Origin of the sequence: Peptostreptococcus russellii (assembly GCF_900110295.1) — a bacterium.
GTDB lineage: Bacteria > Bacillota > Clostridia > Peptostreptococcales > Peptostreptococcaceae > Peptostreptococcus > Peptostreptococcus russellii_A.
Window position 1 is genome coordinate 23,384 of the sequence record NZ_FODF01000005.1, and the last position, 26,994, is coordinate 50,377.

The 26,994-nt window shown below is 28.4% G+C and carries 24 protein-coding genes; 2 read left to right on the forward strand and 22 right to left on the reverse strand.

What is annotated here, in order from left to right; genetic code table 11:
* Position 1: 1 nt before the first annotated feature.
* The 4 genes from BMY82_RS04225 to BMY82_RS04240 form a co-directional block, all read right to left on the reverse strand.
* Positions 2–1,294, reverse strand: a complete 1,293-nt coding sequence (locus BMY82_RS04225) for an alkaline phosphatase family protein (RefSeq protein ID WP_091975026.1) — start codon at positions 1,292–1,294, stop codon at positions 2–4.
* Between the two features lie 248 nt (positions 1,295–1,542).
* Positions 1,543–4,980, reverse strand: coding sequence for a hypothetical protein (locus BMY82_RS04230; RefSeq protein WP_091975028.1), 3,438 nt, complete (start codon positions 4,978–4,980; stop codon positions 1,543–1,545).
* A 293-nt stretch (positions 4,981–5,273) separates the two neighbouring features.
* Positions 5,274–6,134, reverse strand: coding sequence for an MIP/aquaporin family protein (locus BMY82_RS04235; RefSeq protein WP_242938909.1), 861 nt, complete (start codon positions 6,132–6,134; stop codon positions 5,274–5,276).
* Between the two features lie 222 nt (positions 6,135–6,356).
* Positions 6,357–7,283 carry a CPBP family intramembrane glutamic endopeptidase gene (locus BMY82_RS04240; RefSeq protein WP_091975032.1) on the reverse strand — a complete coding sequence of 309 codons (927 nt, stop codon included), beginning with the start codon at positions 7,281–7,283 and terminating at the stop codon, positions 6,357–6,359.
* Positions 7,284–7,631: 348 nt separating this feature from the next.
* Between BMY82_RS04240 and BMY82_RS04245 the strand changes: the two genes are divergently transcribed.
* On the forward strand, positions 7,632–8,213 hold the full coding sequence (locus BMY82_RS04245; RefSeq protein WP_091975034.1) for an ECF transporter S component: 582 nt from the start codon (positions 7,632–7,634) through the stop codon (positions 8,211–8,213).
* Between the two features lie 421 nt (positions 8,214–8,634).
* Here the strand turns inward: BMY82_RS04245 and BMY82_RS04250 are convergent, their stop codons facing one another.
* The 8 genes from BMY82_RS04250 to BMY82_RS09630 all read right to left on the reverse strand — a co-directional run bounded on the left by BMY82_RS04250 (position 8,635) and on the right by BMY82_RS09630 (position 16,354).
* The gene (locus tag BMY82_RS04250) at positions 8,635–10,017 is read right to left on the reverse strand and encodes a PTS galactitol transporter subunit IIC (RefSeq protein ID WP_091975036.1); all 1,383 of its coding nucleotides are present in this window, start codon (positions 10,015–10,017) and stop codon (positions 8,635–8,637) included.
* Positions 10,018–10,034: 17 nt separating this feature from the next.
* Entirely contained in the window at positions 10,035–10,481 is a 447-nt protein-coding gene (locus BMY82_RS04255) for a PTS sugar transporter subunit IIA (RefSeq protein WP_091975038.1), read from the reverse strand.
* A 12-nt stretch (positions 10,482–10,493) separates the two neighbouring features.
* Positions 10,494–10,778 (reverse strand): PTS sugar transporter subunit IIB, encoded by a 285-nt coding sequence (locus BMY82_RS04260; protein ID WP_091975039.1) that lies wholly within the window; start codon positions 10,776–10,778, stop codon positions 10,494–10,496.
* A 132-nt stretch (positions 10,779–10,910) separates the two neighbouring features.
* A complete protein-coding gene (locus BMY82_RS04265) occupies positions 10,911–11,309 on the reverse strand; it encodes a PTS sugar transporter subunit IIA (protein ID WP_091975041.1) in 399 nt (132 codons plus the stop codon).
* A complete protein-coding gene (locus tag BMY82_RS04270) occupies positions 11,309–12,793 on the reverse strand; it encodes a BglG family transcription antiterminator (RefSeq protein ID WP_091975043.1) in 1,485 nt (494 codons plus the stop codon). Before BMY82_RS04270 ends, BMY82_RS04265 begins: the two co-directional genes overlap by 1 nt.
* Before the next feature lie 561 nt (positions 12,794–13,354).
* Positions 13,355–13,984, reverse strand: a complete 630-nt coding sequence (locus BMY82_RS04275) for a nitroreductase family protein (RefSeq protein WP_091975045.1) — start codon at positions 13,982–13,984, stop codon at positions 13,355–13,357.
* Between the two features lie 89 nt (positions 13,985–14,073).
* Positions 14,074–14,487: a MarR family transcriptional regulator gene (locus tag BMY82_RS04280; protein WP_091975047.1), complete on the reverse strand. Its 414-nt coding sequence runs from the start codon at positions 14,485–14,487 to the stop codon at positions 14,074–14,076.
* Between the two features lie 355 nt (positions 14,488–14,842).
* Entirely contained in the window at positions 14,843–16,354 is a 1,512-nt protein-coding gene (locus tag BMY82_RS09630) for a cell wall-binding repeat-containing protein (protein WP_091975049.1), read from the reverse strand.
* 403 nt (positions 16,355–16,757) lie between these two features.
* Here BMY82_RS09630 and mgtE point away from each other — a divergent pair, with 403 nt between their 5' ends.
* The gene (mgtE, locus tag BMY82_RS04295; RefSeq protein ID WP_091975054.1) at positions 16,758–18,092 is read left to right on the forward strand and encodes a magnesium transporter; all 1,335 of its coding nucleotides are present in this window, start codon (positions 16,758–16,760) and stop codon (positions 18,090–18,092) included.
* 163 nt (positions 18,093–18,255) lie between these two features.
* On the opposite strand, the gene BMY82_RS04300 is transcribed toward mgtE, so the two are convergent.
* The 10 genes from BMY82_RS04300 to BMY82_RS04340 all read right to left on the reverse strand — a co-directional run bounded on the left by BMY82_RS04300 (position 18,256) and on the right by BMY82_RS04340 (position 26,979).
* Positions 18,256–20,199: a DUF2207 domain-containing protein gene (locus BMY82_RS04300; protein ID WP_180366728.1), complete on the reverse strand. Its 1,944-nt coding sequence runs from the start codon at positions 20,197–20,199 to the stop codon at positions 18,256–18,258.
* The gene (locus tag BMY82_RS04305) at positions 20,180–20,737 is read right to left on the reverse strand and encodes a LemA family protein (protein ID WP_091975058.1); all 558 of its coding nucleotides are present in this window, start codon (positions 20,735–20,737) and stop codon (positions 20,180–20,182) included. Before BMY82_RS04305 ends, BMY82_RS04300 begins: the two co-directional genes overlap by 20 nt.
* A 211-nt stretch (positions 20,738–20,948) precedes the next feature.
* Positions 20,949–21,518 (reverse strand): GNAT family N-acetyltransferase, encoded by a 570-nt coding sequence (locus tag BMY82_RS04310; protein ID WP_091975060.1) that lies wholly within the window; start codon positions 21,516–21,518, stop codon positions 20,949–20,951.
* A gap of 155 nt (positions 21,519–21,673) precedes the next feature.
* Positions 21,674–22,084, reverse strand: a complete 411-nt coding sequence (locus BMY82_RS04315; protein ID WP_091975062.1) for a hypothetical protein — start codon at positions 22,082–22,084, stop codon at positions 21,674–21,676.
* Between the two features lie 92 nt (positions 22,085–22,176).
* Positions 22,177–22,293, reverse strand: coding sequence for a hypothetical protein (locus BMY82_RS09725; RefSeq protein ID WP_180366733.1), 117 nt, complete (start codon positions 22,291–22,293; stop codon positions 22,177–22,179).
* A 219-nt stretch (positions 22,294–22,512) separates the two neighbouring features.
* Positions 22,513–23,406 carry a PhzF family phenazine biosynthesis protein gene (locus tag BMY82_RS04320; protein WP_091975064.1) on the reverse strand — a complete coding sequence of 298 codons (894 nt, stop codon included), beginning with the start codon at positions 23,404–23,406 and terminating at the stop codon, positions 22,513–22,515.
* Positions 23,407–23,772: 366 nt separating this feature from the next.
* Positions 23,773–24,072 carry a hypothetical protein gene (locus BMY82_RS04325; RefSeq protein ID WP_091975066.1) on the reverse strand — a complete coding sequence of 100 codons (300 nt, stop codon included), beginning with the start codon at positions 24,070–24,072 and terminating at the stop codon, positions 23,773–23,775.
* A gap of 454 nt (positions 24,073–24,526) precedes the next feature.
* Positions 24,527–25,273 (reverse strand): ABC transporter permease, encoded by a 747-nt coding sequence (locus BMY82_RS04330; RefSeq protein ID WP_091975068.1) that lies wholly within the window; start codon positions 25,271–25,273, stop codon positions 24,527–24,529.
* Positions 25,263–26,012, reverse strand: coding sequence for an ABC transporter ATP-binding protein (locus tag BMY82_RS04335; protein WP_091975070.1), 750 nt, complete (start codon positions 26,010–26,012; stop codon positions 25,263–25,265). Before BMY82_RS04335 ends, BMY82_RS04330 begins: the two co-directional genes overlap by 11 nt.
* Before the next feature lies 1 nt (position 26,013).
* Entirely contained in the window at positions 26,014–26,979 is a 966-nt protein-coding gene (locus BMY82_RS04340; RefSeq protein WP_091975072.1) for an ABC transporter substrate-binding protein, read from the reverse strand.
* Between the last annotated feature and the right edge of the window lie 15 nt (positions 26,980–26,994).

Sequence of the window (26,994 nt, forward strand, 5' to 3'; positions counted from 1 at the left end):
ACTATACCTCCAAAAACTCTACTTTTGCAATTCCATCAGTATTTTTCATTTCAAATCCCATTATTTGGGCAAATGTAGGTCCTTCATCTACAAGAGACATTTCTTCTATAAAAACATTCTTTTTTATTCCTTTTCCTGATATAAAAAATACAGTTTCATAATCTTTTTTAGTATAAGGACTATAACCATGATTGTTGATATGAAGTTTTTCTCCCTTTTTCTTCAATTCATCAAATCCTATTATTTCCTTTTCCTTTACATCATCTATAAAAAAGTAGCCTTCTGAAGCTTCAAGCATAAATCTACAATTAGGATCTCCACCGAGCTTTTTCACTTCATCTGAAGTATATATCTCCTCCAAAATCCCTTTTTCTTTTAGCGGTTTCAGTATTTTTATTATATCTTCATCTTTTACATTTTCATTTGCATAAATATATGCTGAGCCATCTGAAGATTTACATATAGCCCTATATTTTTTAACTGTTTCATCTTGATTTTTTTCAAGAAGTCCCTCTTTTTCAAATAGTGTATTTATATATATATTACTATGACCATCTCTACTACTATGATCTCCCAATACAACTATTACAGAATCTTTATATATATTCAATTCTTTTAGTTTTTTAATCAAATCTCCAAGTCTTTGATCTAATCTTTCAAGAGCTTCATTGGCTTCTTTTGAATCAAAACCAAACTCATGTCTTTGTGAATCTAGATCTATATAGTGAACCATATTTATATCCGCTTTATAGTGTTCTAAAGAATATAAAAATGATTCATGAGAAAAATTATCTAGTTCTGGTTCTTTTACACCATTTCTAAGTTTACCAAATTTAGAGTTTAGTTTATATTGAAATCCAAAACTTCCATTTGCTAGTGATACAGCTATTTGTGTTTTCCACCACCTATTAGCAAATATCTCTGGCATATTATACTTCAAGTCTTTTGAGGCTGCACTTACAGGCCAAAAGATAGACAGTATGTCATAACCTTTTTTCTTTGCTAAACTCTGAAAAGTAGGAACTTTAATATCTCGATCATACCAAAACCAATCAGGGCTTTTTCTTCCTGCTTGAAGTTTTGTATTATTAATTATGCCATGTCTACTAGGATATGTTCCTGTTGTAATAGAAGTATGAGCACAATATGTAATACTTGGATATACGCTTTTTACACTCTTGCAGCCTGAAGCATTCTTAAAGAATTCTCTAAAATTGGTCATTTTTTCAATTTTCTTAATATCCACCTTAGACAAGCCATCAAAAGATAGAATATGTAAATACTTTTTTTCCATTTTTTTACCTCTTTAACATTTTTTATCTAGCTTTAATTATTTTGTCTTTCAAAATACTTTCTTACTTTATTCATATATTATTTTTTATACCTATAATTCAACTTATTATATCATATTTTTTATATTAGTCTGTATTTTTTTGTATATTATTTTGATTGATAAAATATGTATAAAAATATTTCCTTTATATATAAATAAAAACCCCACAACTATGGAGCTTTAAACTCAATAGTCGTGGAGTTTTTATTTTATGATAGTATTACTTGCCCATCCACTACCTTTATACAACCATTTATATTCATATCATTGTACATTTTCTTAAACAAAATATCATCTATTTTTTCATAGATACCTTTTTCAGCTAAAAAGTCATATACATCTTTTTCATCCATCGCCCCATTGTACTCATTTTCTATAATATCATGAGCCAAAACATCTATATCTTTATACTTAGACTTTTCTTCTACTAAAACTACTACATCTAAATTATTTTTCATTTTATACCTGAAAAGCTTTCTATATCCATTTTCTTCAAGTATATTTGAAATTGTATACTGATTAAGATCATACTCACCAAAATCAATACTCTCTTTCATTTTTTCTATATGTACATTTGGTATAAAATGACCATATTTTTCAATATTATTTTTAACATAGTCTAATACTTTATTTAGATTATCTTTTTCTATATTAAATTCTTCTTTTACCAAGTATTTTTCTTTGTCCATCTGAACATAAAAACCTTTACTTACTATTCTATCCATTGTCTGATATACAGATATTTGAGAATAGCCATTATTTAATAAAAAATTTTTAAGCTCACCCTTTGTCATATATCCGAAATATCTTTTCTTTATAGCTTCCTCTAAACAATCTATAGGCTGATTTTTTCTATAAAGAAAGTTATTGTTTCCAGATATTTCTTCATTCAAATATTTAATTAAAGACGCAATTTCCTTAGCTTCTTTTATATTGTACTTATTAACAAAACTATTAAGTTCATTGTCTTTTAAAATATGCTCACTATATATGCTTTTTGTGAAGGCATATCCATCCTCAAAGACCTCATAAGATATCTCTCTAATTTTTCTTTTGATATTTTCATTTAAAATATCTTCAATTATTGCACATCTATTTGGTCCTAACTTTATCACTTCTTCTGAATTATCTATTGCATTATATATTCTATTCATAGACCAATCTGTTTTTTCTTTTAAATCTTTTATCCCTATTATTGAATTATTCTCTTTACAAAGGTCATATACAACATCTGTCTTAGAGTGTATCTTCTTGCCCTTCTTTGTAATATCAAGAGAATTACCCTTACTTGTAGTATACTCATCGAAATAATGATTAATTAGAGAATATACATGATGTTTACTATAGAATTCACCTGGATAAAATTCATCCATTACTTCATATATTTCCTTTGCATTTACACAATCCTTTTTAGAAAGTCTTAAATCAAGTATTTTCTTCATATGAAGAACTGTTACCTCATCTATTCCAACAAGATCTATATGAGAATAGGTTCTAGGATTTACAAGAATTATATTTTCAGATCTAGCGCCTAGTCCTTCTAAGCTTCTGCTATTCATTCTCACATCTATAGCAAACTTTTTCATGAAAAATTTATTATACTCCTCAGCTGACTTTGAACTTACTCTAAAAGGTTTTTGGTGATAATATCTTAAATAAAATTCAAATAAACTTATTTTACTAATATTTTCCTTATAATAGTAATCATCTACTAATTTTACTCCATTTTCTTCCAATATCTTTGAATACTCTGTTTCTCTTAAAAGTTCAGCAAATGTCTCCTCATCAACTTTTATTTCTCTATATTTCTGAAGAACATTTCTTATATATGCAATGGTTCCAAAAGGAGGAGATTTTTCAATTTCTTTTTTAGGATTATTCATTATAGCACATATTTGAAAATAACTCATAGTATCTGTCTCTGATATATAAAAAACACCTGAAATTACATTTGCTTTTATTATATCTATAATAATTTGATCCTCTTTGTCTACATAGTCATATAATTTCTTCATCTCCATATTTCTATAATCTTCATATATAATCTTAAGAGCAACTGAGAACTTTCTTTTTTCAAGGGCTGTATTAATATTATTCACTATTTTTTTCTTTATTTCTTCTACTTCACTTCCACTAATACCTAATTTTTCCCCTACAATATCTACATCTTCTTTTTTTATTACAACTTCTTCTAAAATCAATCTATCTATTTCAGAATAATTTTTAAAATCTAATTCTTTAATTGTCTTTTTAACATTTATTATATCCTCAAGATTTTGTTTGATGGCTATTAAATTCTTTATCAATCCATAGTCATCTAAATCCATATACTTAACACCTTGATACTGTGATATCTCATCTAAATTATATGCTTTTCTTTCTTCATTTAAATCCAGAGCTACTATAACTTCTCTAAGTGTTTTTTCTGCAACTACATTGTATATTTTATCACTTAATTGAAATGAATCATTTTTTATTATATTTACTATTTCCCTACATTCTCTAACCTTTTTTTCAAGATATTCTCTAAACTCAGCATATCTTTTTTCTCCAACACCTGTAACGCGTTTCAACTTAGAGACATCATACCCTACTAAATCCAAAAGATTTTCTACTCCATCATCTCTAAGTTGCTCTTTGATGTATTCATATGCAGCATACTTATCTGGTAAAATATCTTCTATTGATTCAAGTTTAAAGTAACTTTTTTCTATATTCTTTTGTTCAAAATCATCTTCTATAAAATCTTTCTCTGGAATAACTTTAGATAATATCGCATTTCTTTTTATTATCTCAAGGTACTCTTTTTTAAGCGTATCTAGAATCATTTTTTTCTTATTTTCTTTTGGTTCATACTTAGTAAAAAAGCTATTTTGAACATCTATATCTAGCTCGTATAGACTTTCTATATCATTTTCTGAACAATATATTCTAAACATTATGTATTTATATTCTTTAAAAACTTCTGATATTTTTCTTTCTTTAAGATCATTTGGGTATGTATTCTTAATGTATTTATATATACATCCTTCTTCGTTTTCGCCCAGTATTTCAAGCAAGAACTGCTCTATTTTAGATACTATTTCTAATTTTTTCTTCTTCCCTACACTTTTGCAAAAGCCAAATCTTATCAAGTCAACGCAATCAAGCTTATAAACTGAATCTATACTATTCTCTTCACAAAACTCGTTAAATAAAAGGTATTTTCTCTCAGAAAAAATATCCTTTATCTTAGTTTCCTCACAAATTTCTTTATGATATCTTTTTAAATATTCCAATTCAAAAAAATTATTCATAAAACACTCTCTAATTTCTTCGAAGGTATTTTCTATCTTAAATTCAAGTTTTCTTTTATATGATTCTCCCTCAACATTATCGAGAAATTCTTCAATTACATCACAATCTAAATGCTTTATTTTCTCTATTCCTTTGCCTTTGCAGAATTCATTAAAACTCCCAAATGTTTTACTGTAAAAAATATCATTCACTAATATCCTATCTAATTTTTCAGGATAGTTTTTTTGCAAATATTCAAGAGGAGACACAGTGATATCAACTGTACCATTGTCATCCAACACATTTGATGTACTGCTATTATCGTATTTAATTCCATCAATATGAATTTCGTTTATATTTTTTTCACCCATATCATTTTCCCCACTTACTATAACTATATTTGTAAATAATTAAACATCTTTATCATCTTAATAAATATATCTTATTACATTATAACATGTTTTTATAGGCAATAGTAGACAAAGATTGTGTAAATTTTGATTTTTGTCCTATTTATATGCTTATTATAAACAGTTTTTATAAAAATACGTATTAAATTTAAAGTAATGATAATATTCTCTATATTTTTTGAAATTAAAGCCCTCTAAAATATTTAGAGGGCTTTAACAATCAACAAATTTTAAAAGTTCCATGAAAATCTTGACTAGACTGTTTCTACTTCTGAATTCTTATTTAAACATTCACAATCCCCATAACTTCTTTTTTTAAGAGCTGGTTCTATTATTTTTGTAAAGAATACTGCAGATAGGATACTTCCAATTATAGGAGCTAATACATATATCCAGAAAAAACCACCTTGATTATCTGGAAAGGCATTCTTACCCCATCCAAATATCATAGTTACTATTCTAGGACCTAAGTCTCTAGCTGGATTTAAACAAGCTTGTGTTAATGGTGCTATTAAACATATTACAGATGTAACTGTAAGACCTACGAAAAGAGGACCTAATTGATCGTTTGGTCTACCTACATTACAGCTATCTGTCAGCATGAATATTGTAGTTATAAGTATAAATGTACCAAAAATTTCTGCTGCCATTGCAAGAGCAAATGTTACTTTTGCAGTTGAGCCTGGCTGTATATAAAACTCACCAAACATTTTTGCTGTAGTAACAGATTCAAAGCTACCTCTTACAATTCCATTTATACTTTCAAATTCTGCAATAGATGGGCTAAACAGCAAATATACTGTTAATGCACCGAAAAAACCACCTAAAAATTGTGCAAGAAGATATGTTGGTAATCTTTTTGCACTCATTCTTCCACTAACTACCATAGCTACTGAAACTGCTGGATTATAATGAGCATTACACAAATGTCTTCCTATAAATATAGCAAGCATTGTGGCTACCCCCCATAAAAGTGCTATCTGAAATAAACTATTATGCGAACCAAAAATTGTCGATGCGCATATTGCTCCTAAACCGAAAAGTACCAAGATGAATGTTCCCATAAATTCCCCAAGGAATTCTTCTTTATAGAATAATCTGTCCAAAACTTTCACCTCGCTAAACTATTAAGTTTTTATATCCACTTGGCGCTGTGGATACGTTTACAAAATCTATTCTAACAGAAAAGACAAGCCTTGTGAATACGTATTCACTATTAATGCACATATTAATATTTTAACATATTTCTATTAGCATAATTAATCTAACTAGTTTTATCTCAAAAGATATATTATATACTTAAATTTTTTTTAATTTATAAATCTCAATAATTATTTCTAGCTAATTGTCTTTATTTGATATATAGTAAATAATAAATCAATAATTATTAGAATTACTATAGTCTTGCTTGTAAAAAATACTTTTATTACTTTATTTATCTCTTTAGCTTTTTTATGCTTATACTCCCTATTTTTATAAAAAGAGTTGTTTTTAATATAATTTTTTATTCCCCTTCTTTTCAGTATAATAAAAGAAAGTATTGTAATTAGTATAAATATATACAATGCTATAGTGTATAAAGAAAATATCTCTATATCAATCTTTGAAATTATTCTACTTAACTGTCCTATTAGATTATTTGATATATGTATTATAATAGAAAACTTTATAGAATATCTATATGCCGCATACCCTAATATCAAACCCGCTATTATAGCTGTTGGGGATTGAGTAATATTTTGATGCATCATTCCAAAAATTATAGCAGAAGATATAATGGCTGCTGTTGGACTGTATTCTTCTATATTTCTCATTACTACAGCTCTATAAATTAATTCTTCAACTATTGGAGCAATTAATACTATATAAACAATCATAGACGCACTATTCAAAGAATATACTGCTTCTGTAGAAGATATCGATGTAAAGCCGTATAAATTAAGTACTTTTTCAATCTTATCAAATATCGGAGAAGAAATAGCACTGAAAAATAAAATTATACTTATAAAAAATAAAATATCTACTATTCCGAAATCTTTATCTTCCTTTTTAAAATTTTTTATAAAACTATTCTTACCAATATATAAAAATACAGGTATCATAGCCACTATAGACGAAATTATCAAAACTACACCTTCATTTCCAATAATTTTTATCAGAAAAACAGATAATAAATTGAAAATAATGCTATGTAGTATTAAAGCCCATCCCATTTTAGCTATATTTTCCTTTTCATGTAATAAGTATTCCCTTCTAATAACCATCACCGCCTTTATTTTTATAGAACAAGTTTATCATAATTTTTATAAAAAAAATTGCTCTTTATTTTTTCTTTTGAACTTTCTTTGTATTTTTTTATAATACTTAAATTTTAATTAAAAAATTCTAAAAAACAAAATTTTGTATACAATCACTTTCTTTTTATTTGTTTTCCATCTTTTTTTCGCTATATTCCAACGTTTTCAAATAAATAAAATAATTGACATTTCCTCTTAAATTTTGTAAAATTATTAATGTTTGAGGCATACATCTTTGGAGTATGACCTAAAAACAAATAAAAATATTTAATATGGGAAGTCCGGCATCTTATATGAGCTGGAACGGAGGTTTTTATGAGTAGTAATATTTATACTAAAAAAAGAGTCGATGTAAGGCGACTAGTCATTATCGGAGTTCTTTCCGGTATATCTATGATGTTATCTATGACACCATTAGGTTTCATACCAATTGGTCCTATAAATGCAACTATTATGCATATACCTGTAATCATTGGTGCTGTAATTGAAGGTCCAATTGTAGGTTTTGCTATAGGACTAATTTTTGGACTTACAAGTCTTATTAGAGCATTTACCATGCCTACGGTAACATCATTTTTGATGATGAACCCAATCATTTCAATTTTACCTAGAGTAATTATGGGAGTTGCTTCATTCTATATTTTCACAAGTATTTATAAAGTTACAAACAAAAAGAAGTTTTCTGCCCTTATTACAGGAATGGCAGGCTCTTTAATCAACACAGTCGGTGTTTTAGGTTCTATTTATCTAATTTACGGAGAAAGATATATTCAGGCAATAGGTAAAGTAGGATCTCCTGGCAAAATAATTGCTGCTATTGCTTTTACGAATGGATTGCCAGAAGCTTTACTAGCTGGAATTATAGTTTCTTCAGTTGTGGCTGTAATAAAAAAATAAGCTGTTTGTTAATAACTTTGTTTAATATTATTTTTAGGAGGCAACCCTTTAAATATATTATAATAAGCTATTATAAAAATTATTTTAAAGAATCGAGGAATTTTTCCTCGATTTTTTATTTTTGCAAAAATAATATTACAGGAAAATTCTCCCTGAAGATATAAGAAAGCAATATCTTGATACATATCTTAAATAAAACTTATAAAAAAGTCTGCTACAAAAATGTAGCAGACTTTTTAATTCGTGTTAGTTTTTAAATTTAAGTTATTATTTGTAACAAATTTTTTATTTTTTCATTTTATATTATATTTAGTCTTTGTTTAGTTTAGCAACTATATTTTATATAGTTAGATATTTATTATAAAAATATCTATATTTTTTATATAATTATTTCTGTTTAAGATTTTTATATAATTATATTTTAGAATTCAGCAGCTCCCTCAACTCTTGAGTTTCTTTCTGCTTCTTCAACCTTCTTATCTTCACTTACTATTATCTTTCTATTCCAAGCCATTATTATACCTGTAAGAATTACCAATGCACCTATTCCCAAAGTCTTAAGCTCTGTAAGTTTAATTATTATCCATGGGAATGGACTTGAACCGTAATCTATACTTGATATTGTTGCAGCACCTGTAGGAATTGCAAACTTTGCTGACATAGCTGCTTCTGTAAATAAAGGAGCTAGGTTTGTACCTATTAAAAGACCTACTCCTATTACAATTATACCTACTAAGAAAGTTCTAAAGAAATCTCCCTTTACTATAGGAGTAATAAGAACAAACATAAATGGTAAACCTGCAAGTGATGCAAATGGTAGGAACTGATTTCCAGGTATTACAAGTGCAAGTACAAGTGTTATTGGAACTAATACAAGAGAAACTGCCAAAGTTACAGGGTGACCCACACTTACTGCAGAATCAAGTCCAATATAAAGTCTAGCCTTACCTTCAAACTTACGCTGAATAAGTTCCTGAACAGCCTCTGATACTGGCATAAGACCTTCCATTAGTATTGCTGCCATCTTTGGAGTAAGAACAAGTACTGCCCCCATTACCATTGCAAGATTTAAAGTTTTATTGATATCGTACTTAGCCAATAATCCTAATATTACACCTATTGAAACACCTAGCACTGCTGGATCTCCAAACACACCGAATTTTTTCTGTATATCATTTGCGTCAAGCTTTATTTTATTTATTCCAGGTATAAAATCTAGAATCTTATTAACTATCCAAGCAACTGGAACATAAGACGCTGAAAATCCATGAGGGATTGATATTCCTGGAAGACCTAGTTCTTTTTCTACAAGAGGTGCAGTTCTATCTGCTATAACCATTGTAATTATCATATTTACTGCTGCCATTAAAAGAGCTATTGGAAGACTCTTTGTAAGCATATACACTAAAGAACCTGTAAATGCAAAATGCCAGAAGTTCCATATATCTATATTTACTGTTCTAGTAGTTCTTGTAAGCAACATTATTATGTTTACAAGAATACATAAAGGTATTATTAGAACACCTACTGCTGAACCAAATGCTATTGCTGATGCTGCCGGCCAACCTACATCTAAAACATTAAGATTAAGTCCAAAGTTTTGAACCATAGCCTGTGCAGCAGGACCCAAATTATCTGTAAGTAAAGTAATTATTGTGTTAAGACCTATAAATCCTATCCCGACCAACAAACCTGCTCTTATTGCATTACCAAACTTTACTCTTAAACACAGTGCAAACACTGTAAAGATTATCGGCATCATAACTGGTGCACCTAAATCTACTAAATATTGTAAAACGCCCATCCTTTTATCCCCCTAATTTATTGTATCTCTCTATTTAGCATCGCTTCTATTACAGATGGATCATTTTCTTTATAAAGCTTTTCTAATATATCATTATTTGAAAATAATCCCATAAGTTTTGTTAAAAGAGATACTTGCTTTTCTTTTTCTTTAACTAATAACACAAAAGCCATATTGACCTTTATATCTTCATTTGTACACATTTCTTTGAAATCGCATCCATTATTTAACCTCACAAAAGCAATTCCAGGCTTTAATATGTGCTCAGAATCAGTGTGTGGTATCGCTAGACTGAAGTTTTCAGCTTGAATTGCAGTTGGATATTCTTCTTCTCTTTTCATAATACCTTCTCTAAAAGAATCTTTTACATATCCTTTTGAAAGCAATTCCTCTGATATTGAACTCAAAAGCTCTCTACTATCCTTGAAATCACGATTCAAAAATACTATATCTTTATTTATCATAGGTCTATCTCCCTATATTCCAAGTTTCGCAACTATATCGTCTACAAGCTTATCTGCACCAATACCTGTAATAAAAGGAAGTCCTGATACTACTGGAATCTCTACATCCTGACTAAATTGTGCAGTTGTAACTATTAAGTCATGTCCCTTTGACTTTGTTGGAAGTTCTGCTACTGTACACTGTGTAAACTGTATCTGTGATAATAAACCTCTTTTTTCAAAACCAGCCTTTAACTTTTGTATTGCAACTGTTGAAGTTGCTATCCCTGCTCCACATGCTACTACTATTTTTTTCATACTCTTTACCTCTTTTGCTTTTATATTTTTAGTAATATTTTTGCATATTATATCTAAATATGCTCTTTAAATTTTAGTCAAGATATAATTCTTAAAAGTCCCCCGAATTACATATTCTTTTAAGATCTTAGACTATTTTTGAATACTTTCTAAATACTCTTTTAAAATTTTTTCACTACTTTCCATTTTTTTTATAAAGTCTTTTTCGTCAAGCTTCATAATTATTTTGATAACGCATTCCCGATAGCTAAGAAAATTTTCTTCTGGAACTAAAATAAATAAAATTTTATTATTTTTAAAACCCTCAACATTTACAATTAAAAGATCCTCTATCTCATCAGTTTTTATATGGGGAAGGTAAAAATTAGGCATAATTTCTACCGGTCCAAGTTCTTCTCGTTGTATCAAACTACTTATCAAATTCTGCTTATTTTTTATAATTCCTTCTTCTTGCAAAATACAACTTAAGATTTCATATACTTCTTTAATGCTATCGTACTGTCCTTCTAATTCTTTCTTCAATACTATCACTACTTCGCCCCCATAATAATTCTGTTGATTTTTTCAATATCATCTTTCAAAAGTAATGTCGATACATAAAGTATGTTTTCAAAATCCACATCTAAAAGTTTTACTGTGGAAACTACATAGTCTATAGCATCTAAATCATAGTCCGCTAAATCATCTGATGAAAGAATATCTACTACCTCAATCTTGTCAAAATTTGCCAAAATTCTTTTTTTAAGTAAAAGAGATGTTCCAAATCCACTATGACATACTATTACGATCTTTTTCATAGAAATCTGATTTTCTAAAAGCGATTGAATATATACTGTCAAATAGGCTATTTCATCTTCCGAAATTTCATTTTCCAATACTTTTGCTGACACACTTTTCATATAACTAAATACTTCTGGATAGTTGCTTTTTATAGTTTTAGTAAGCGGATTTTTAATTTCTATCCTGTATTTTAATCTTTGAATCAAAGCTCTAATATGAAGCTGAAATGCATAAAAAACATGTTGATTTTTATTAAAATCAACGACATGATCTTCTAATAAATATCTTAAAAATTCTGTAGATATGTCATCTATGCTATTATCAATCCATCTTTCTGAGTCAACTGTATTTAATTTTCCAACGCCCATACTTGTGAGATATTTATAAATATACGTCACTTCACTTTCAGGAAATTTTACGTTAAAAGACTGCTCTACATCTTCTGCTATATTCTTTGCCTGTTTATAAAACAAAACATCCAATTTTTTTATACTATTAGATGGCTCTACATACTTTTCTAATCTGACGCGGTCTATTGCAATTAGTATGTGTACTATCATGTTTGTGTAGTACAAATCACCTATAGTATAAGGAAGATTTTTCTCATATTTTTTAATTATACTTTCTATAGTTATAATATCTTCCAATGGATACTTAGACTGAATAGCCTTGATCGTATTCTCATCCATTCTATCTGACTTATATGGCTTTACATCCTCTGTATTTACGAAAGAATAATTTTCAAGTACATATCTTAGCTTTGATCTTACATCTTCCTCTTTACCTAAAATCCTAGTTCCATTTTTACTTTTTTCTATGGTTAGCTTATCTCCCAAAAGGTTTGTGTTAATATAATTTAAATCACTAATAATACTTGTTCTTCCAACATAAAATCTATCTGACAAATAACATATACTCGTATACTCCTTTGAATGTTGTAAAAGCCACAAAAATATTTTTATTCTTCTTTCTTCTACAGAATATTTTTCAATATTTTTTAAAGGTTTTCTTACAAGGCTATCAGAATTTACTATTATCTTTATTCCACTTCCCTGCTTTTTATCGAAAGAGATACTAGGCATGATGCTTTCTATTTTTTCTATGTCCCTATAAACTGTTTTTCTCGAAATATTCAGTTTGTCAGACAAAAATCTAACTGCCATATAATCATCTTCATCAATAAGTATTTCAACAAGTTTTCTCTGTCTATTAGTTAATTCAGTTATATCTTTCACCTCCCTCTTACATATATAAATTATAAAGCAGTAAACATTTGCCCGAAAGTCCAAATCTATGTCCACATTGATATGGACATTTTGTCATTGTATACATTTTTATTTTTTGTAAAATAAAAAGCTATCCACAATGTACTTGTAAAATAGCTTTTAAAATCTACGATATTAATTTTCAACACTTACAACAATCCACATTATCTTAATACTTTACACACACTTGTGGATATATTCTTAACCTTTAATCCACAATTATAAAAATTTATAATCAATTTGCACATATTCAAATGCAAAAACTTCTTTTTTATCCACATTATATATTTTTATATACATATTTATGGATATTCTTTTTCTTAAAAAAAATTTTTATCCACAATTTCATCTATTTCTTCACATATTGTGGATATTCTTTTTCTTAATATCTTTCTAAAAAAGTATATTTTAATCCACACCAATATAGTGTTGACCTTCACTATTTTATACCCTTATAAAGATAAAATCAAGTATTTATTTTTTACTCTAAATTTAGACAATAAAAAACCCGGCTAACCGGGGCAGATATTTCTATTTAAATTTTGTGATTTCTTCTGGGTTTAACCTTGTCGATTCATGTGTTTCATAGTTTCCTTTACCAATAGCAATTATTATTATAGGAACATATTGCTCACTGTCTAGACCGAATACCTCTGCAATTTGCTCTTCCTCAAATCCTCCAATGGGATTTGTTTCATAACCATGTGCTCTTGCAACTAACATAAACTGCATTGCTGCAAGACTTCCATCTATTTTTACTACATCATTCATTTTTTCTTTAGAAAAGTTTTTATACTCTGGCATGAAAAGTCCCATTAATTCTTCCTTTACCTCTTTAGGCATTTTACCTTCATCAACAGCTCTTGAATATATATCTTCAGCCTTTTGGTAGCACTTCATATCTCCAAATACTACTATCATTGCCGATGAAGTATCATTTTGCCTAACGTTAAACCTAATCAAAGGGCGCAATTTATCTTTGCCTTCTTCTGATTCTACAACCAAAAATCTCCATGGCTGCATATTTACTGAAGAAGGTGCTTTTGTAGCTTCACCTATCATCTCAAGCATTTCTTTTCTGTCAATTTTAAAGTTTTCATCAAAAACCTTAACTGCTCTTCTTCCAAATACAATATCTGAAAAGTCATTGTTTTTCAACATCAATTTTCCTCCATATAATCAAATACCTTTATACGGGTAGGAATATTACACAAATATTTCCTGCCTGCTCAAGCTTTAATTTATCTGTATTATAGCTCTTTTTCTATTTTTTCAAGCGCCTCTTCAAGTTCAAGTAAATCTTCTTTATTTAATGAAAGATTAACGCATCTACCATGCTCTTTGCTACTCAACTGACATTTCGCCAGTTTCTCCTTAGCAAAATCTGTCAGTGAAACAAAAATCTCTCTATTGTTTTCTGAATTTCTAACTCTATTAACTAGACCTTCTTTTTCAAGAAGCTTCAAATGTCTTGTAATCGCAGCTTGATTTATTTGTAAATAATTTTGTATATCGACCTGTAAACAGGAATTATGTTCCTTTAAAAACATCATCATCTCATATCTTGTCAAACTGAAGCCGGTAGCAACTTCGAAGTTCTTACACAATCTATGTTCCAAATTCTTAACCCTATGCAATAAATTACTGTATTCTTGTAATTCCATTTCTCCCCCACAAAATCACTATTTGATGTACACACTCACCAAATTGTTTATTTGAGACATCAACTATTGACTAGTCAAGTATCTTGTATCTTATAATAACATTTAATCCTTGACTTGTCAACTATTTTTATAATCACAACTTTGTTTTTTATCTAAAATAAATAAACTATATTCCTTTTTATTTTTCAAAACTTAACTTTATGCTAAAAAACTTTTTTAGCTATGCTCTATTCCACTAAAAAATACAGGCTATAAGTAAATCCCCCCCCTATAACCTGTATTTATATTTATAATAATATTTTTCTTACTGTATTATAAATTTATCTAAGAATATATCTCTTTATTTCTATGCCTTTTAATTTACTAAACTAATATTTCCTGAATACGGATCTATTTGTATTTTGTAGAGAATTTTATTAGATCCTTCTTTTATTACACCTTGAACAACTGTCTGCCAATAATCACTTAATGCAGTAATATTAAATTGATCTTTTCCATTTACTGTCTCTGATTCCTTGTAGATCCTATATTCATTAGATTCTATTTTTTTAAATACATCTGGCATATTTTTTGAAAGGTACTCTTTTATAATCTTCAACTCGCTATCCTCTTGAAGATTTGAAACACCACTTGCTTGTGTAATCCAACCATCTATTATAGTGCCCTCTTTTGCAAGACTACCATCTATACTAAAGTAGTATCTTGCATCATGAGAAATTCCTGAAGAATCCTTATACTTTCCATAATACCAACCAGTATGCATTGTCCCATCGTCATTGAAATAATATTTATAGCCATCAACGTTTTTCCAACCTGTAACCATCTTTCCTGATTCATAGTAATATTTTTTGTTCCCTACTATTTTCCATCCACCCAATAAATTTGCAGAAAGATCTTCTTCATCATTTATTTCTGCTACTACTGAATTTCCAACTGAGTTCTCTCCTCCTATAACTATTACCTTATCAATTGCATTATTTTTGATAAACTTCTTTGCTTCTTTGTTTAGTTTATCTTTTGGCGTTGTAATTACAGTAGCCTCTTCTTTTCCTGCAACAGTAGATGCCGCAAGTGCATCTGGATAATTCATGCCATCCACTAAAATAACAGTTTTTAATTTTTTGCCTGTAAGCATTTCAAATTTTTCAGCTGCTTCTACAGATGTCTCATATCTATTTTCGCCAGCAATTCTTGTTGTTACTTCGACATTTTTCGGAATGGAATTATATCCACCAAAGGCAAACTCATAAGCAAATCCTTGAGATATTTCATTATTTTTTAAATAGGGAAATACATAAACCTGATTTTCTATTTGCCCTATTATAGAACCTGCAACTAAAGCGTCTGCATAATTATATCCATCTATACCTGCATATCTATCTCCCATTGCAACATTAGGATTATCTTTTTGGGCTAGATAAAATCTTTCCGATGCAATCATACCTGCTGTAGCTAATCTATCTTCTCCAGATAATCGTTTTACATTTATACCCATATTTTTTATTTGATTTTCCACAGACTGTGAAATTGTATTATTACCACCTAGTATATATACATTCTTTGTCTTTAATCTTATTAATTCTTCTTTTGTCTCTAAAGGAAGTGATGTTTTTTTTGTAAGAAACATCGGTATTTTTTCCTGAGAAACAAGAGAACCACCAACTAAAGCATCTGCATATCCCTCACCACTTGCAAGAACAACATTAGGAGCTGTTTCAAAATACTTTTTACTAATTTCAACTGCTGTTTCGTATCTACTATTACCTGCTATTCTTTCTACTTTAATCTCATTATTTTCTGCATTCGCAACATTAATAGACATCATTACAATTGCTGAACACATTAGATATGATAATAATTTTCTCATATTTTCCTCCACTCGGTATTTTATTTAATAACTGTATTATATCATTATACACAATAAAATCACCACAATTTTCTGTCATTATATATTTCATATATCTTATGTCCATCATAATTATTTCGATTATAAATTTTTTTAGATAAATAAGTGTCAAGGTTTTAACCTTGACATATACTTTTATACACGTTATAATGATAATAATTATGGGTATCTTGAACATTATTTCGATTGCAATAAACTGTTTAGATACTTTTTTTATATAAATCTTATTATTTTTTATTATTGAATTATATGAAGTAATAATTTTTAAAAACATTTTTAAAAATAATTTTACATTTCATATAATTTTTCTTATTTTTAATCAGATTTAAGTTAATTAATATCTAATAACGAAAGGAGCGATTTTATGAACAAAGATATTTTTTTAGAACTTCTTAAAAACAAAGAATTTAAAGCGGTTAAGAGCATTCTAGATATTATGAATGCAGTGGATATAGCCGAGCTCCTCTCTGATTTAGACGATAAGGAACTTATTCAAGCATTCAGATTAATCCAAAAATCAAAGGCTGCAGAAGTTTTTACTGAGATGAGCAATTCTATGCAGGCTTACTTAGTTGAAAAGTTCAGCGAAAAAGAACTTATGGATATCTTAGATGATCTTTATATGGACGATACTGTCGATTTACTAGAGGAGCTTCCTGCTAATCTAGTAACAAGAATTCTAGACTATGTAGATCCTGAAAAAAGAGCTCAAATAAATACTCTTTTGAACTATCCTGAAGATAGTACAGGTAGTATTATGACTACTGAATATGTAACTCTAAAAAAAGATACAACAGTAGCTGGTGCTCTTGCACATATAAAAGAAACTGGTATACATAAGGAAACTATTTATACTTGCTATATTCTTGAAAACAGAAAACTAAGAGGTATAGTAACTGCTAAAGAATTACTTACAAGAGATGACGATGTAACTATGGAAGAACTTATGAAAACAGAATTTATCTATGTTACAACTCATACCGATCAGGAAGAAACAGCCAAGCTATTCTCTAAGTATGGCTTACTTGCAATACCTGTAGTCGATAAACAAGGCTTTATGGTTGGTATTGTTACAGTCGATGATGCTATGGATGTAATGCTTGATGAAACAACAGAAGATATGGAATTAATGAGTGCTTTAAGTCCAAGTGAAACTTCATACTTTGAAACTTCAATTCTTACTCATGCAAAAAATCGTATTGGTTGGTTGATGTTTTTGATGCTTTCAGCAACAATTACACAAACTATTATTGCAAAATATGAAAGTGCATTTGCTGCTCTGCCTTTATTAGTATCATTTATACCAATGCTTACTGATACAGGTGGTAACTGTGGTTCACAGAGTTCAACTCTTATAATAAGAGGTCTTGCACTTGATGAAATTAAATTTGAAGATCTTTTCAAAGTTATGTTTAAGGAATTTAGAATAGCCTTAATCGTAGGTTTTGTACTATCTATTACCAATGGAATCTATATTATGATTAGATATAAAAATCCTACAATAGCCTTTCTTGTGGGCTTGTCTTTAATAGCTACTATTTTGATGGCTAAGATAATAGGTTCTATTCTACCACTAATTGCAAAGAAGCTTCATTTTGACCCAGCTATAATGGCAGCTCCATTAATAACAACGATTGTTGACGCTGGTTCTATACTTGTATATTTTAGTTTAGCAACAAAACTTTTAGGTCTAGCATAGACATATACTCTATAGTATAAAATTTTATCAGAGAGATTTTTTAATAAAAGAATTATCTACTTAGATTATAAAAAAGAAACTGTGATTTTGAATAATATTTTAATATGCTATCCATATTAAGTATTAATTCTCTTTTCACAGTTTCTTTTTATTTTATATCATTCTACCAGGCACCTCCGCCGCCTCCGCCAAAGCCACCTCCTGAAAAGCCGCCTCCACCGAAACCGCCAGAGCTTCCATAATCAGAACTTGATTCTGAAATCTGATCATCAATTATATCTCCAATAGAATGATCTATGCTATCCATAATGTTCATATATATCATCATATTAAACATATCACCGTATGGAGATATATACCAATCTGCTGGTTCTATATTTATATGTTCAAACTTTTTAATCCAGTCATCTGACAATCCTAAAACATATGCATATGGCAATATGTTATAAAAATATGAAGGATTATCCCCAACTAGAGCCTTTAATCTAGCAAGCTCTGCTGTCTCAATAAACTGTTTGAATCCTAGAATCTTACCAAGCCTTTTGGCACTTTCTTTTGTTCTCGCATTCATATTAACTGCAAAGAATGAAGTTAATAAATACGAAACCGTTACTACTATTGAAAAAAACTTTCCTTCTGCAAATAAAAATGTCATTCCAAAAATTATTGCCGTTGAAATTAATAGTAAAATCACACTTACAAAAGAATAAACTCTTTTTTCTGTTTTTGTTAATGAATTTTTTCCATTGGACAACTTAGATGCAAAGAAAAGCCATATTATCATTATTATTGAAGCTAGAGCACCAAAAAATATCAATGTACTATTATTTGCAATTTTAGCTATAAGAAAAGATAGTAAAAACGGCATCGGAGTCATCAATATCATACAAATCCATTTGGACATTGTTGACTTTTTAGAAAAAATTCTTTTCTCTCCTATAAATCTGCCTTCCAACATATCTTTTACTACAAAATATTTATCAGATAAATTTTTAGGCATTGTTTTTTCTGTAACTTCGTCACTTTCACTAAAAATAGATTCAAAAAATATCCTTGAGAATCTTTTTTCATCCATATCCATATCCTTGATTTTCTTAAACTTAAAGCCTTTTGGTCCATTGTCTTCAATAGTCATATAACCCTTATTGGCATAGTATACTATCATTGACATTATATCTTTATCATCTATACTACCATCTATCAAATATCCCATTTCTGCTGGAGTCATTCCTTCAGGAGGATAAAATTCTACTGTAGTAGTATATCTTGGCTCTCTTCCAAATAATAACCAAAGAATAAATGAAAGCAAGGCAAGTAACACAAATATCATCGCCATAAAAAGCTTTTTATTATCGTAATTTTGTGCTCCTGACCAATATCCATTCCCAAGTTGCTTTCTAATTGTTATACCTTCATTGGCAGGTAAATTTTTAGTTTCTATAGTTAAGGTTCTATAATCTGATTTAACATTAAATGCTTTGTTATCAGTTAGTTTATGCTTAGAGCCATACCCACCATAGTAAATATCTGCATCTGCCCAGTCTACATCCTTTGGCATTGTAATAGAAGTTTTTGCATAGGATATCGGAGTATTCCAACTAGTCGGTAATAGATCTAGCTTTAAAAAATCTGGAGCATCTTTTTTAGCCTTTATACCTACTATTTTGTATTGTATAATATACTGCTTTTTCCCTTTTAGCAAAGTATCTTCATTACCAACTCTAATTTTTATTACTTTATTTTTCAAATTATAATCTGTATTTTTATCTGAAGTATCTCCTAGAACGACAATATCTTTTATATCGTATTCACCTAGAGAAACTGGTATATATCTGAAAATACCATGTTTAGGAGACGTAAAATCAACATTTATAGTCTCCTTAACATCAAAAGTATCATTTTTATTTGCTTTTATCTCTGTAATAAAGCTATCTGTCTTATAAGAATATTTATCTTCATCGTCTTTATCTTTTGCATGAACAGCTATTAAAGAAGCTGACAATAATGTCAATACTAATGAAAAAAGAGAAATAACACTTATACAGTTTCGTATAATCTTCTTTTTCTGCAGTCCATTAAAAAACTTACTAGAACTGAACTTTAACATTTTCTCTTTCCCCCTCATTAGAAACTTCAAACATTGTCATTTCCTCAAACTTAAATATCTTTGCAATTATATTACTTGGAAACATTTCTATGGCATTATTTAAAGCCTTTACTGTCCCATTATAATATTTTCTTGAGTTTGCTATATCCTGTTCAACACCATCAATTTTTTCTTGCAAATCTATAAAGTTTTGATTTGCCTTTAAATCTGGATAAGATTCAGATAGAGCAAATAATGAGCGAAGTGTATCAGTAAGCATATTTTCATTTTGAAGCTTTTCATCTATTGTTGTTGAACTAGCTATACTATTTCTTGCCTGTATAACCTTTTCAAGAGTATTAGACTCATGAGAAGCATATCCCTTTACTGTTTCCACTAAATTGGGAATCAAGTCGAATCTCTTTTTAAGATAAACATCCATAGTTGAAAATCCTTCTCTTGCATCATTTCTCAAACCTACAAGTTTATTATAAGAACTAATAAACCAAATCACTATTATCGCTAAAATCACTATAGTAATTATCAAACCAATTGACATTATCTCACCTCCTTTATAATAAATTTTGTAATTTTCATCTTAGTGCTTATTTACCAAGTAGAAAGATCTCTTGAAAAAATAAGTACAATTTTACATATTTAAATAATTTTACCACCTATACCTTAATTAAACCATTTTTTCTATAATTTTTACAATTTTTTCGTACCTTTATATATTTATAAATAGCTTATAGTGTCAATAAATTTACTGCCTAAAATTTGTTTTTATCTATATTTTCTAATAAATAAACTTTCATAATTTCATTTTTCCCACTAGAATTTTTTATCTTTTCTTCTTTTATAAAAGTAAATTTACATTTTTCTGCCACTCTTTGAGATCTATAATTATTTCTTGAATGGCAAAGAGTTAGAAAGTCATATTTTTCATTTAAAAATAAATATCTTATTAACTCGTTTAGCGCTTCTGTCATAATACCCTGACCCCAATATTTCTTAGCAAGTACATAACCAATTTCTCTTCCAAGAAGCTTTTCATATTCTTCATCTAGCATTTCTTCTCTAATATATTCTATCCCTATTGAACCTATTACTTTTTTATTTTCTTTATACACAATAGCCAAAGTTTTTCTTTCATTTAAAAACATTTTTAGAACAGATTTTGTTTCCTCTATATTTTTATGATGATTCCAACCTGCCATTTCTCCGACTCCTTTTTCAGAGGCATATTCAAAAAAATCATTTAAATCTTCCTCACCATATGCTCTTAATATTAACCTACTACTTTCTATAAAAATATTATTTACATCTACTTTAGCATTCATATTTCCTCCTAACTATTAAAATAGGCACTCTTTAAATTACAATAATTTTTTATGCAAAAGAGGAAAATATCTGCAATATGCCTATATTTCCCTCTTTAATCTACTAATGATATTCTCAATATTATCTTTTCAATTATAAATACAGCTTTAGAAATTTATAATTCTTCTTTCTTAAGAATCATCTGATCATTTCCCAGCTTACATATATCAATATTTTTTACATCAACAAAAATTCTATTTAGTATTTCATTTTCATCAAATTTAACATCAGAAATCCTTGACATAGATAAGTATATTGAAGTTTTATCTGGAAGCATTTTGTATATTTTCATAAAATGCTTTCCCTTTTTACTGTCTAAAGCTCCTCCTAAATAAACATCCTTTATTCCAAATGAATTTGCTATAATATTTCCAATACCATGTTTGGGAGCTTCATTTATCAACTTCTCATATTCTTCTGAAAAACTAAATATAAGCATAGATTCGTCAGAGTTAAGGACAAGTTCTTTACTTTCAGAATCTATAAATTCACTTATTTTATTTTCAAGCTCTCTTAATATCTTCATATTTATTCCCCCTGACTTTTAAAAGATAATTTACTTTCCATAATTGAATAATAACAACGTTTTATTTAAAATTCAATAGTTTTATTAAAAATTTAAATAAAATCTTTTTCTGTAATTATTGATAGATCACTTTTGCTAGGATTGTCTATTTTTATCACTCTCTTTGCGTAATTCATAACTAAATCATCATAAATATTTCTAACATATATAAGCCTTTAAATAATTGTTATAGCTATTTAGTATACTTAATTTAATTCATATAGAGAAACTCTTTTCATTGTATTATTATCTTATACTTTTATATACAAATTTATACTGAGCATATTTCCCTTTCAGTTCTATACCTTATTTTCATTTACTATTCTAACTTATTTTATAATAATAAATTATAATTTATAAAAAACAAAAAAGATGGTTAACCATCTTTTTTATTCTACATATATATCCGATATTGCATATAATCTAGCCTTACCACTTATTTCTATTTTTGTATCAAACACATTTTTACATTCAAGTAAGGCGTCTCTTGCATCAATTTGTTTAATAAGAATTTTATCCTTTTTAAGTTCTCCAAACCAATACGGTACCATAGTTTCATACTTAATGGGATATTCATATCCATGAGTTACATAGTCTCCCAAAGAAAAGTACCTCGAAATACAATCTGCTTCTTCACTTATTGATGTAATACAAAATGATAGTTCACTAAATAAAACACACTTTTCTTCTAAATCCATTCTCATATCCACATTATCCGAAAGAAGATCGTCAATATGCCTTGTCCAGCTCTTTCTCTCTGGTAAGCTATAAGCTCTATTAAATAACTCCACTATTTTATCTATGTCTGGATTAAAGTTTATTACGTCTTCCTCATTTTCAAATACAAAAAAACCACCTGCACCTGCAAAAATCCTCTTTGGCATAATGCCTAAAGCCTCTTCAACCTCATATGAAGTTTCTAGTTCTAATAACTTTAATTGAGGTATACTTACTGATATTTTATCATATTTTCTCTTTACTTTTATATCTACTTTAGCTGTTTTAAAACTTATCTCTCTAAGCTCTGGTCTTAAAAATCTAAATAATACATAAGCAGCCGCTTGAGATGAATTTACAAATTTATATAACTCCCCATATGGACTAAAACACCTTAATTCATAATATATTCCTCGATTTATTATAAAAGCTGTTTCTGGAAGATTATTTTGGATTGCTATTTTCATCATATCACTTGATGGAATCCATGACTCTACTATACAAACAGCAACAGGACTACCGCCAAATACTTCTTCTGTAAAGGTATTAACTATATATTGCCTCATATATATTCTCCTTACTAAATTACAACTTTAAATATCCAATAATTGCCCCTTTAATTAACATATACACACTTTTTATAAAAACACCTAATATTGTGTGTCTGCTTTAAAATATTATTCCAATGCTCAAAAAATCACAAATAAATTGCTGATCTTTTTTATGCTATTTTTATTATTCTATACATAATATTCTAACATTAATAAAAACTTTTTTAAAGCATTCAAGAGTTTTATTATTTAAATAAAATTATACCGCTATATTTTCATACAGCGGTTTTTGTCATTTTATAGTATTCGATTTTTTATTTATCACTTATTTTTTCCCTAAACTTGTAAATTTTAATATTTTCAAAAATAAAAATGAGCTTTCTATCTCAAAGCTTCTAAAATTCTACACTTCTTATTTTTAAACTCTATTTCATCTCCAACTTTTTTATCTATACATATCTTTGATATTTCGGGAGAATTTTCTCCTTTGCTCATACATATCTTGAACATTTTTACATTTCCACTATCTAAAGCCTCAATTTTAACCTTATCTCCGTTTTTTATAGTTTCTCCTTCGTCTACTTCGACCTCTTTTTTTGAAAAAGATTCTATCATTTCTTCCTCACTATCTGAACCATAGTGTGTATTCATATATACCTTTGATGTTTCCTTTTTAGCCATTTTCCTTCGCCTTCCTTATAAATTACTTTTTATTTTCAATCGATAACCTCGATTATCTACATATAAACTAATTTACTTTTCAATTACTTCTTATATATTCTTCTCATCAATACTTTTAATTCAAAATATATTTAAGTATAAAAATAAATTCCACATCATGCCTTTGCTAAGGTACTCTGTAGAATGATCTTTTTTATTCAATTTTATTATTTATTTGCAGATAAACACACCTTATCTCCTGAATTATATCCCTTCTACCATAACATAATAAGAAAGTAATAGCAATGTATTTTTATATATAAAATATTTTATATTAAATAAAAAAACTAACTGTTTTCAGTTTTTTAATACAGTTAGTTTTCTTTAATTCAATAAAAGCTTTTTTAACTTCATTTTTATTTTGAAGTATTTAATTAATTAAGTTTTTAATTTTCTTTTTTTATCTCTTTTTTTATTAACTAGATTTATTTTTTCCTGTTATTTTTCTCTCTACCATAGATAGCAATTCATATATAGATATTCCTAGTATACTCATAGCTATTATTCCTCCGTACATTTGATTATAATTTCTAGCTTCCATAGTATCCAAAATAACATATCCCAAACCATCTTGTGCGGCAAATGTTTCTGCAAAAAATAGTACTGCTATAGCCGATCCTACACTTACTCTCAAAGAAGTAATTATATCTGGAACTATTGCAGGAAGTATAACATGAAATATTAATCCAACATTACTTTGAGACATAGTTCTAAATGATAGGAAATAACTTTCTGGTATCTTCTTTACTCCATCCCTTATAATTACAAGTATTTGGAAAAATACTATTAGAGAAATAATTAATATCTTTGGTGCATTTCCAAGACCTAAAAACACAACGAATATAGGTAAAAATACAATTTTGGGTATCGGATAAAGCATATTAACTATAGGTGAAAAGAAGCTGTCCATCCATCTGATCCTTCCCATAGCAACTCCAAGAGGAAGTGCTATTAAGAGTGATATTAAAAAACTCACAAAAATTCTATACAAAGATATTAAAAAATTTTGAACTAAGTTTTCTGTTTCAAAAATTTCAAAAAATCCTATTAAAGATTCGTATGGATTAGGTATAAAGTCTTTTTTTACTATTGCACTTATAAACCACCATAGCATTATTAGTAAAATAAAAGAGATTAGCGAATATACTTTTTTATTTTTCACTATTATTCCCTCCCATCTTACTTCTTAACTTATTTCTCAAAATATTTACTTGTTCATAATATAGGGCAGTATTTCTAAAATCTTTATTTGAAATACCATCCCTTTCTATATCCATAAATTCATTATCTCCATCTGCATCCATAATTAAAACCCTATCCGCCATATAAACACATTCTTCAATATTATGAGTAACAATAATAAAAGCCATCTTTCTTTTTGACGCTATATTAAGTACCATATCTTGAATATCTTCCCTTGTAAGAGAATCTAAAGAATTAAAAGGTTCATCTAAAAGCAACAAATCCGGATCTGTAATCAAGGCTCTAGCTATTGCTACTCTCTGCTTTTGACCACCACTGACATTGTCAGGGAATTTATCTAAAATTTCTTCTATACCTAAAGTTTTAGATATGAAAGAGACCTTTTTATCTATGTATTTTTTGTCTTTTTTTTCTAATTTAAGAGGAAGAGCAATATTTTGTCCTAATTTTTTCCATGGAAATAGACCATATTCTTGCAAAACAAAACTTGTCTTTGCATCTTTTTTAATAAATCCTGAAAAATTTTTCTCTAAACCTGAAATAATCTTTAATAAACTACTTTTCCCACATCCACTTGCCCCTATTACAGCTATTCTTTCACCTTTATTTACTGAAATTGATTGACCGCTCAAAGATTTAATCTCAAAGCGGTCCTTATCATATGCAAAATATTCTATATTAAGCTCTAATATTTTCATTTTAATTTAAATTCCCAACAAGAGCATCATAATCAAACTGCTTGTCTATTAATTTATTTTTTACAAGCCAATCTTGTACTCTCTTGACCTCATCTTTTGTAGGAACTTTATTAGGGCTATAATGAGGCATTGGATAATTTTCTTTTAGTGGCTCTGGTACTCTAGAGAATTTTCTTTCTTCTTCCATATATTTATTCGGGTCTTTATTTATCTCTTCCATTGCTGTATATATACATTTCATAACCTTACCTGTATCTTCTTTTCTAGATTTTAATACATCATCTCTTACAACTATAACCGACTGAGAAAAGTTTTCTTCTAACTTTGTATCATCTATTACTGGAATTGCTCCCTTTTTAATTGCAAGACTTGCAAGTGGATCTGGAAGTATTGCTCCATCTATTTTACCAGAAAGCAAAGATTCCATTCTAGTCTGCAAATTAGGTATGTTTACAAGATCAACTTTGTTTATATCCAATTTTAAATAATCATAATATGAATCCATAAGATATTGCATCATTGTATTTTTAGATATTCCAACTTTTTTACCATAGAATTCTTCTGCAGTTTTTATATTGCTATTTGGAGCTACTAAAACCACAAATCTGCCTTCCTCGGGCTTTGCACCATATGCAGTAGCAAGTATTTTCGTATCTGTGTTAGACTTCTTTAAAAGACTTTGAACAACCATATCATTCATCATCATATCTATACTTTTAGACTCAAGTGCCTGACTCTCTTCTGAACTGGATTTAAATGGAACTACCTTAACATTTACGCCTTCTTTTTCAAATAAGCCCTCTTCTTTTGCTACATAAATAGGAAAGCTATCATCTATTGACAAAACCCCTATTTTATACTCACTTGAAGAATCTGTAGCCTTCTTATCATCCTTATTACAGGCAACAAGACCTAAACCTAAAGTAATAATCATACTAGTTGCCAACACTTTTTTTAAAACCTTCATAATTCCCCTCCACAC

What these genes read in the sequence shown, in the direction of transcription:
- BMY82_RS04225 (WP_091975026.1), bottom strand. Translation starts at nt 1,294, where the DNA reads ATGGAAAAAAAGTATTTACATATTCTATCTTTTGATGGCTTGTCTAAG.
- BMY82_RS04230 (WP_091975028.1), bottom strand. Translation starts at nt 4,980, where the DNA reads ATGGGTGAAAAAAATATAAACGAAATTCATATTGATGGAATTAAATAC.
- BMY82_RS04240 (WP_091975032.1), bottom strand. Translation starts at nt 7,283, where the DNA reads ATGGTTATTAGAAGGGAATACTTATTACATGAAAAGGAAAATATAGCT.
- BMY82_RS04245 (WP_091975034.1), top strand. Translation starts at nt 7,632, where the DNA reads ATGAGTAGTAATATTTATACTAAAAAAAGAGTCGATGTAAGGCGACTA.
- BMY82_RS04250 (WP_091975036.1), bottom strand. Translation starts at nt 10,017, where the DNA reads ATGGGCGTTTTACAATATTTAGTAGATTTAGGTGCACCAGTTATGATG.
- BMY82_RS04255 (WP_091975038.1), bottom strand. Translation starts at nt 10,481, where the DNA reads ATGATAAATAAAGATATAGTATTTTTGAATCGTGATTTCAAGGATAGT.
- BMY82_RS04260 (WP_091975039.1), bottom strand. Translation starts at nt 10,778, where the DNA reads ATGAAAAAAATAGTAGTAGCATGTGGAGCAGGGATAGCAACTTCAACA.
- BMY82_RS04275 (WP_091975045.1), bottom strand. Translation starts at nt 13,984, where the DNA reads ATGTTGAAAAACAATGACTTTTCAGATATTGTATTTGGAAGAAGAGCA.
- BMY82_RS04280 (WP_091975047.1), bottom strand. Translation starts at nt 14,487, where the DNA reads ATGGAATTACAAGAATACAGTAATTTATTGCATAGGGTTAAGAATTTG.
- BMY82_RS09630 (WP_091975049.1), bottom strand. Translation starts at nt 16,354, where the DNA reads ATGAGAAAATTATTATCATATCTAATGTGTTCAGCAATTGTAATGATG.
- mgtE (WP_091975054.1), top strand. Translation starts at nt 16,758, where the DNA reads ATGAACAAAGATATTTTTTTAGAACTTCTTAAAAACAAAGAATTTAAA.
- BMY82_RS04300 (WP_180366728.1), bottom strand. Translation starts at nt 20,199, where the DNA reads ATGTTAAAGTTCAGTTCTAGTAAGTTTTTTAATGGACTGCAGAAAAAG.
- BMY82_RS04305 (WP_091975058.1), bottom strand. Translation starts at nt 20,737, where the DNA reads ATGTCAATTGGTTTGATAATTACTATAGTGATTTTAGCGATAATAGTG.
- BMY82_RS04310 (WP_091975060.1), bottom strand. Translation starts at nt 21,518, where the DNA reads ATGAATGCTAAAGTAGATGTAAATAATATTTTTATAGAAAGTAGTAGG.
- BMY82_RS04315 (WP_091975062.1), bottom strand. Translation starts at nt 22,084, where the DNA reads ATGAAGATATTAAGAGAGCTTGAAAATAAAATAAGTGAATTTATAGAT.
- BMY82_RS04320 (WP_091975064.1), bottom strand. Translation starts at nt 23,406, where the DNA reads ATGAGGCAATATATAGTTAATACCTTTACAGAAGAAGTATTTGGCGGT.
- BMY82_RS04325 (WP_091975066.1), bottom strand. Translation starts at nt 24,072, where the DNA reads ATGGCTAAAAAGGAAACATCAAAGGTATATATGAATACACACTATGGT.
- BMY82_RS04335 (WP_091975070.1), bottom strand. Translation starts at nt 26,012, where the DNA reads ATGAAAATATTAGAGCTTAATATAGAATATTTTGCATATGATAAGGAC.
- BMY82_RS04340 (WP_091975072.1), bottom strand. Translation starts at nt 26,979, where the DNA reads ATGAAGGTTTTAAAAAAAGTGTTGGCAACTAGTATGATTATTACTTTA.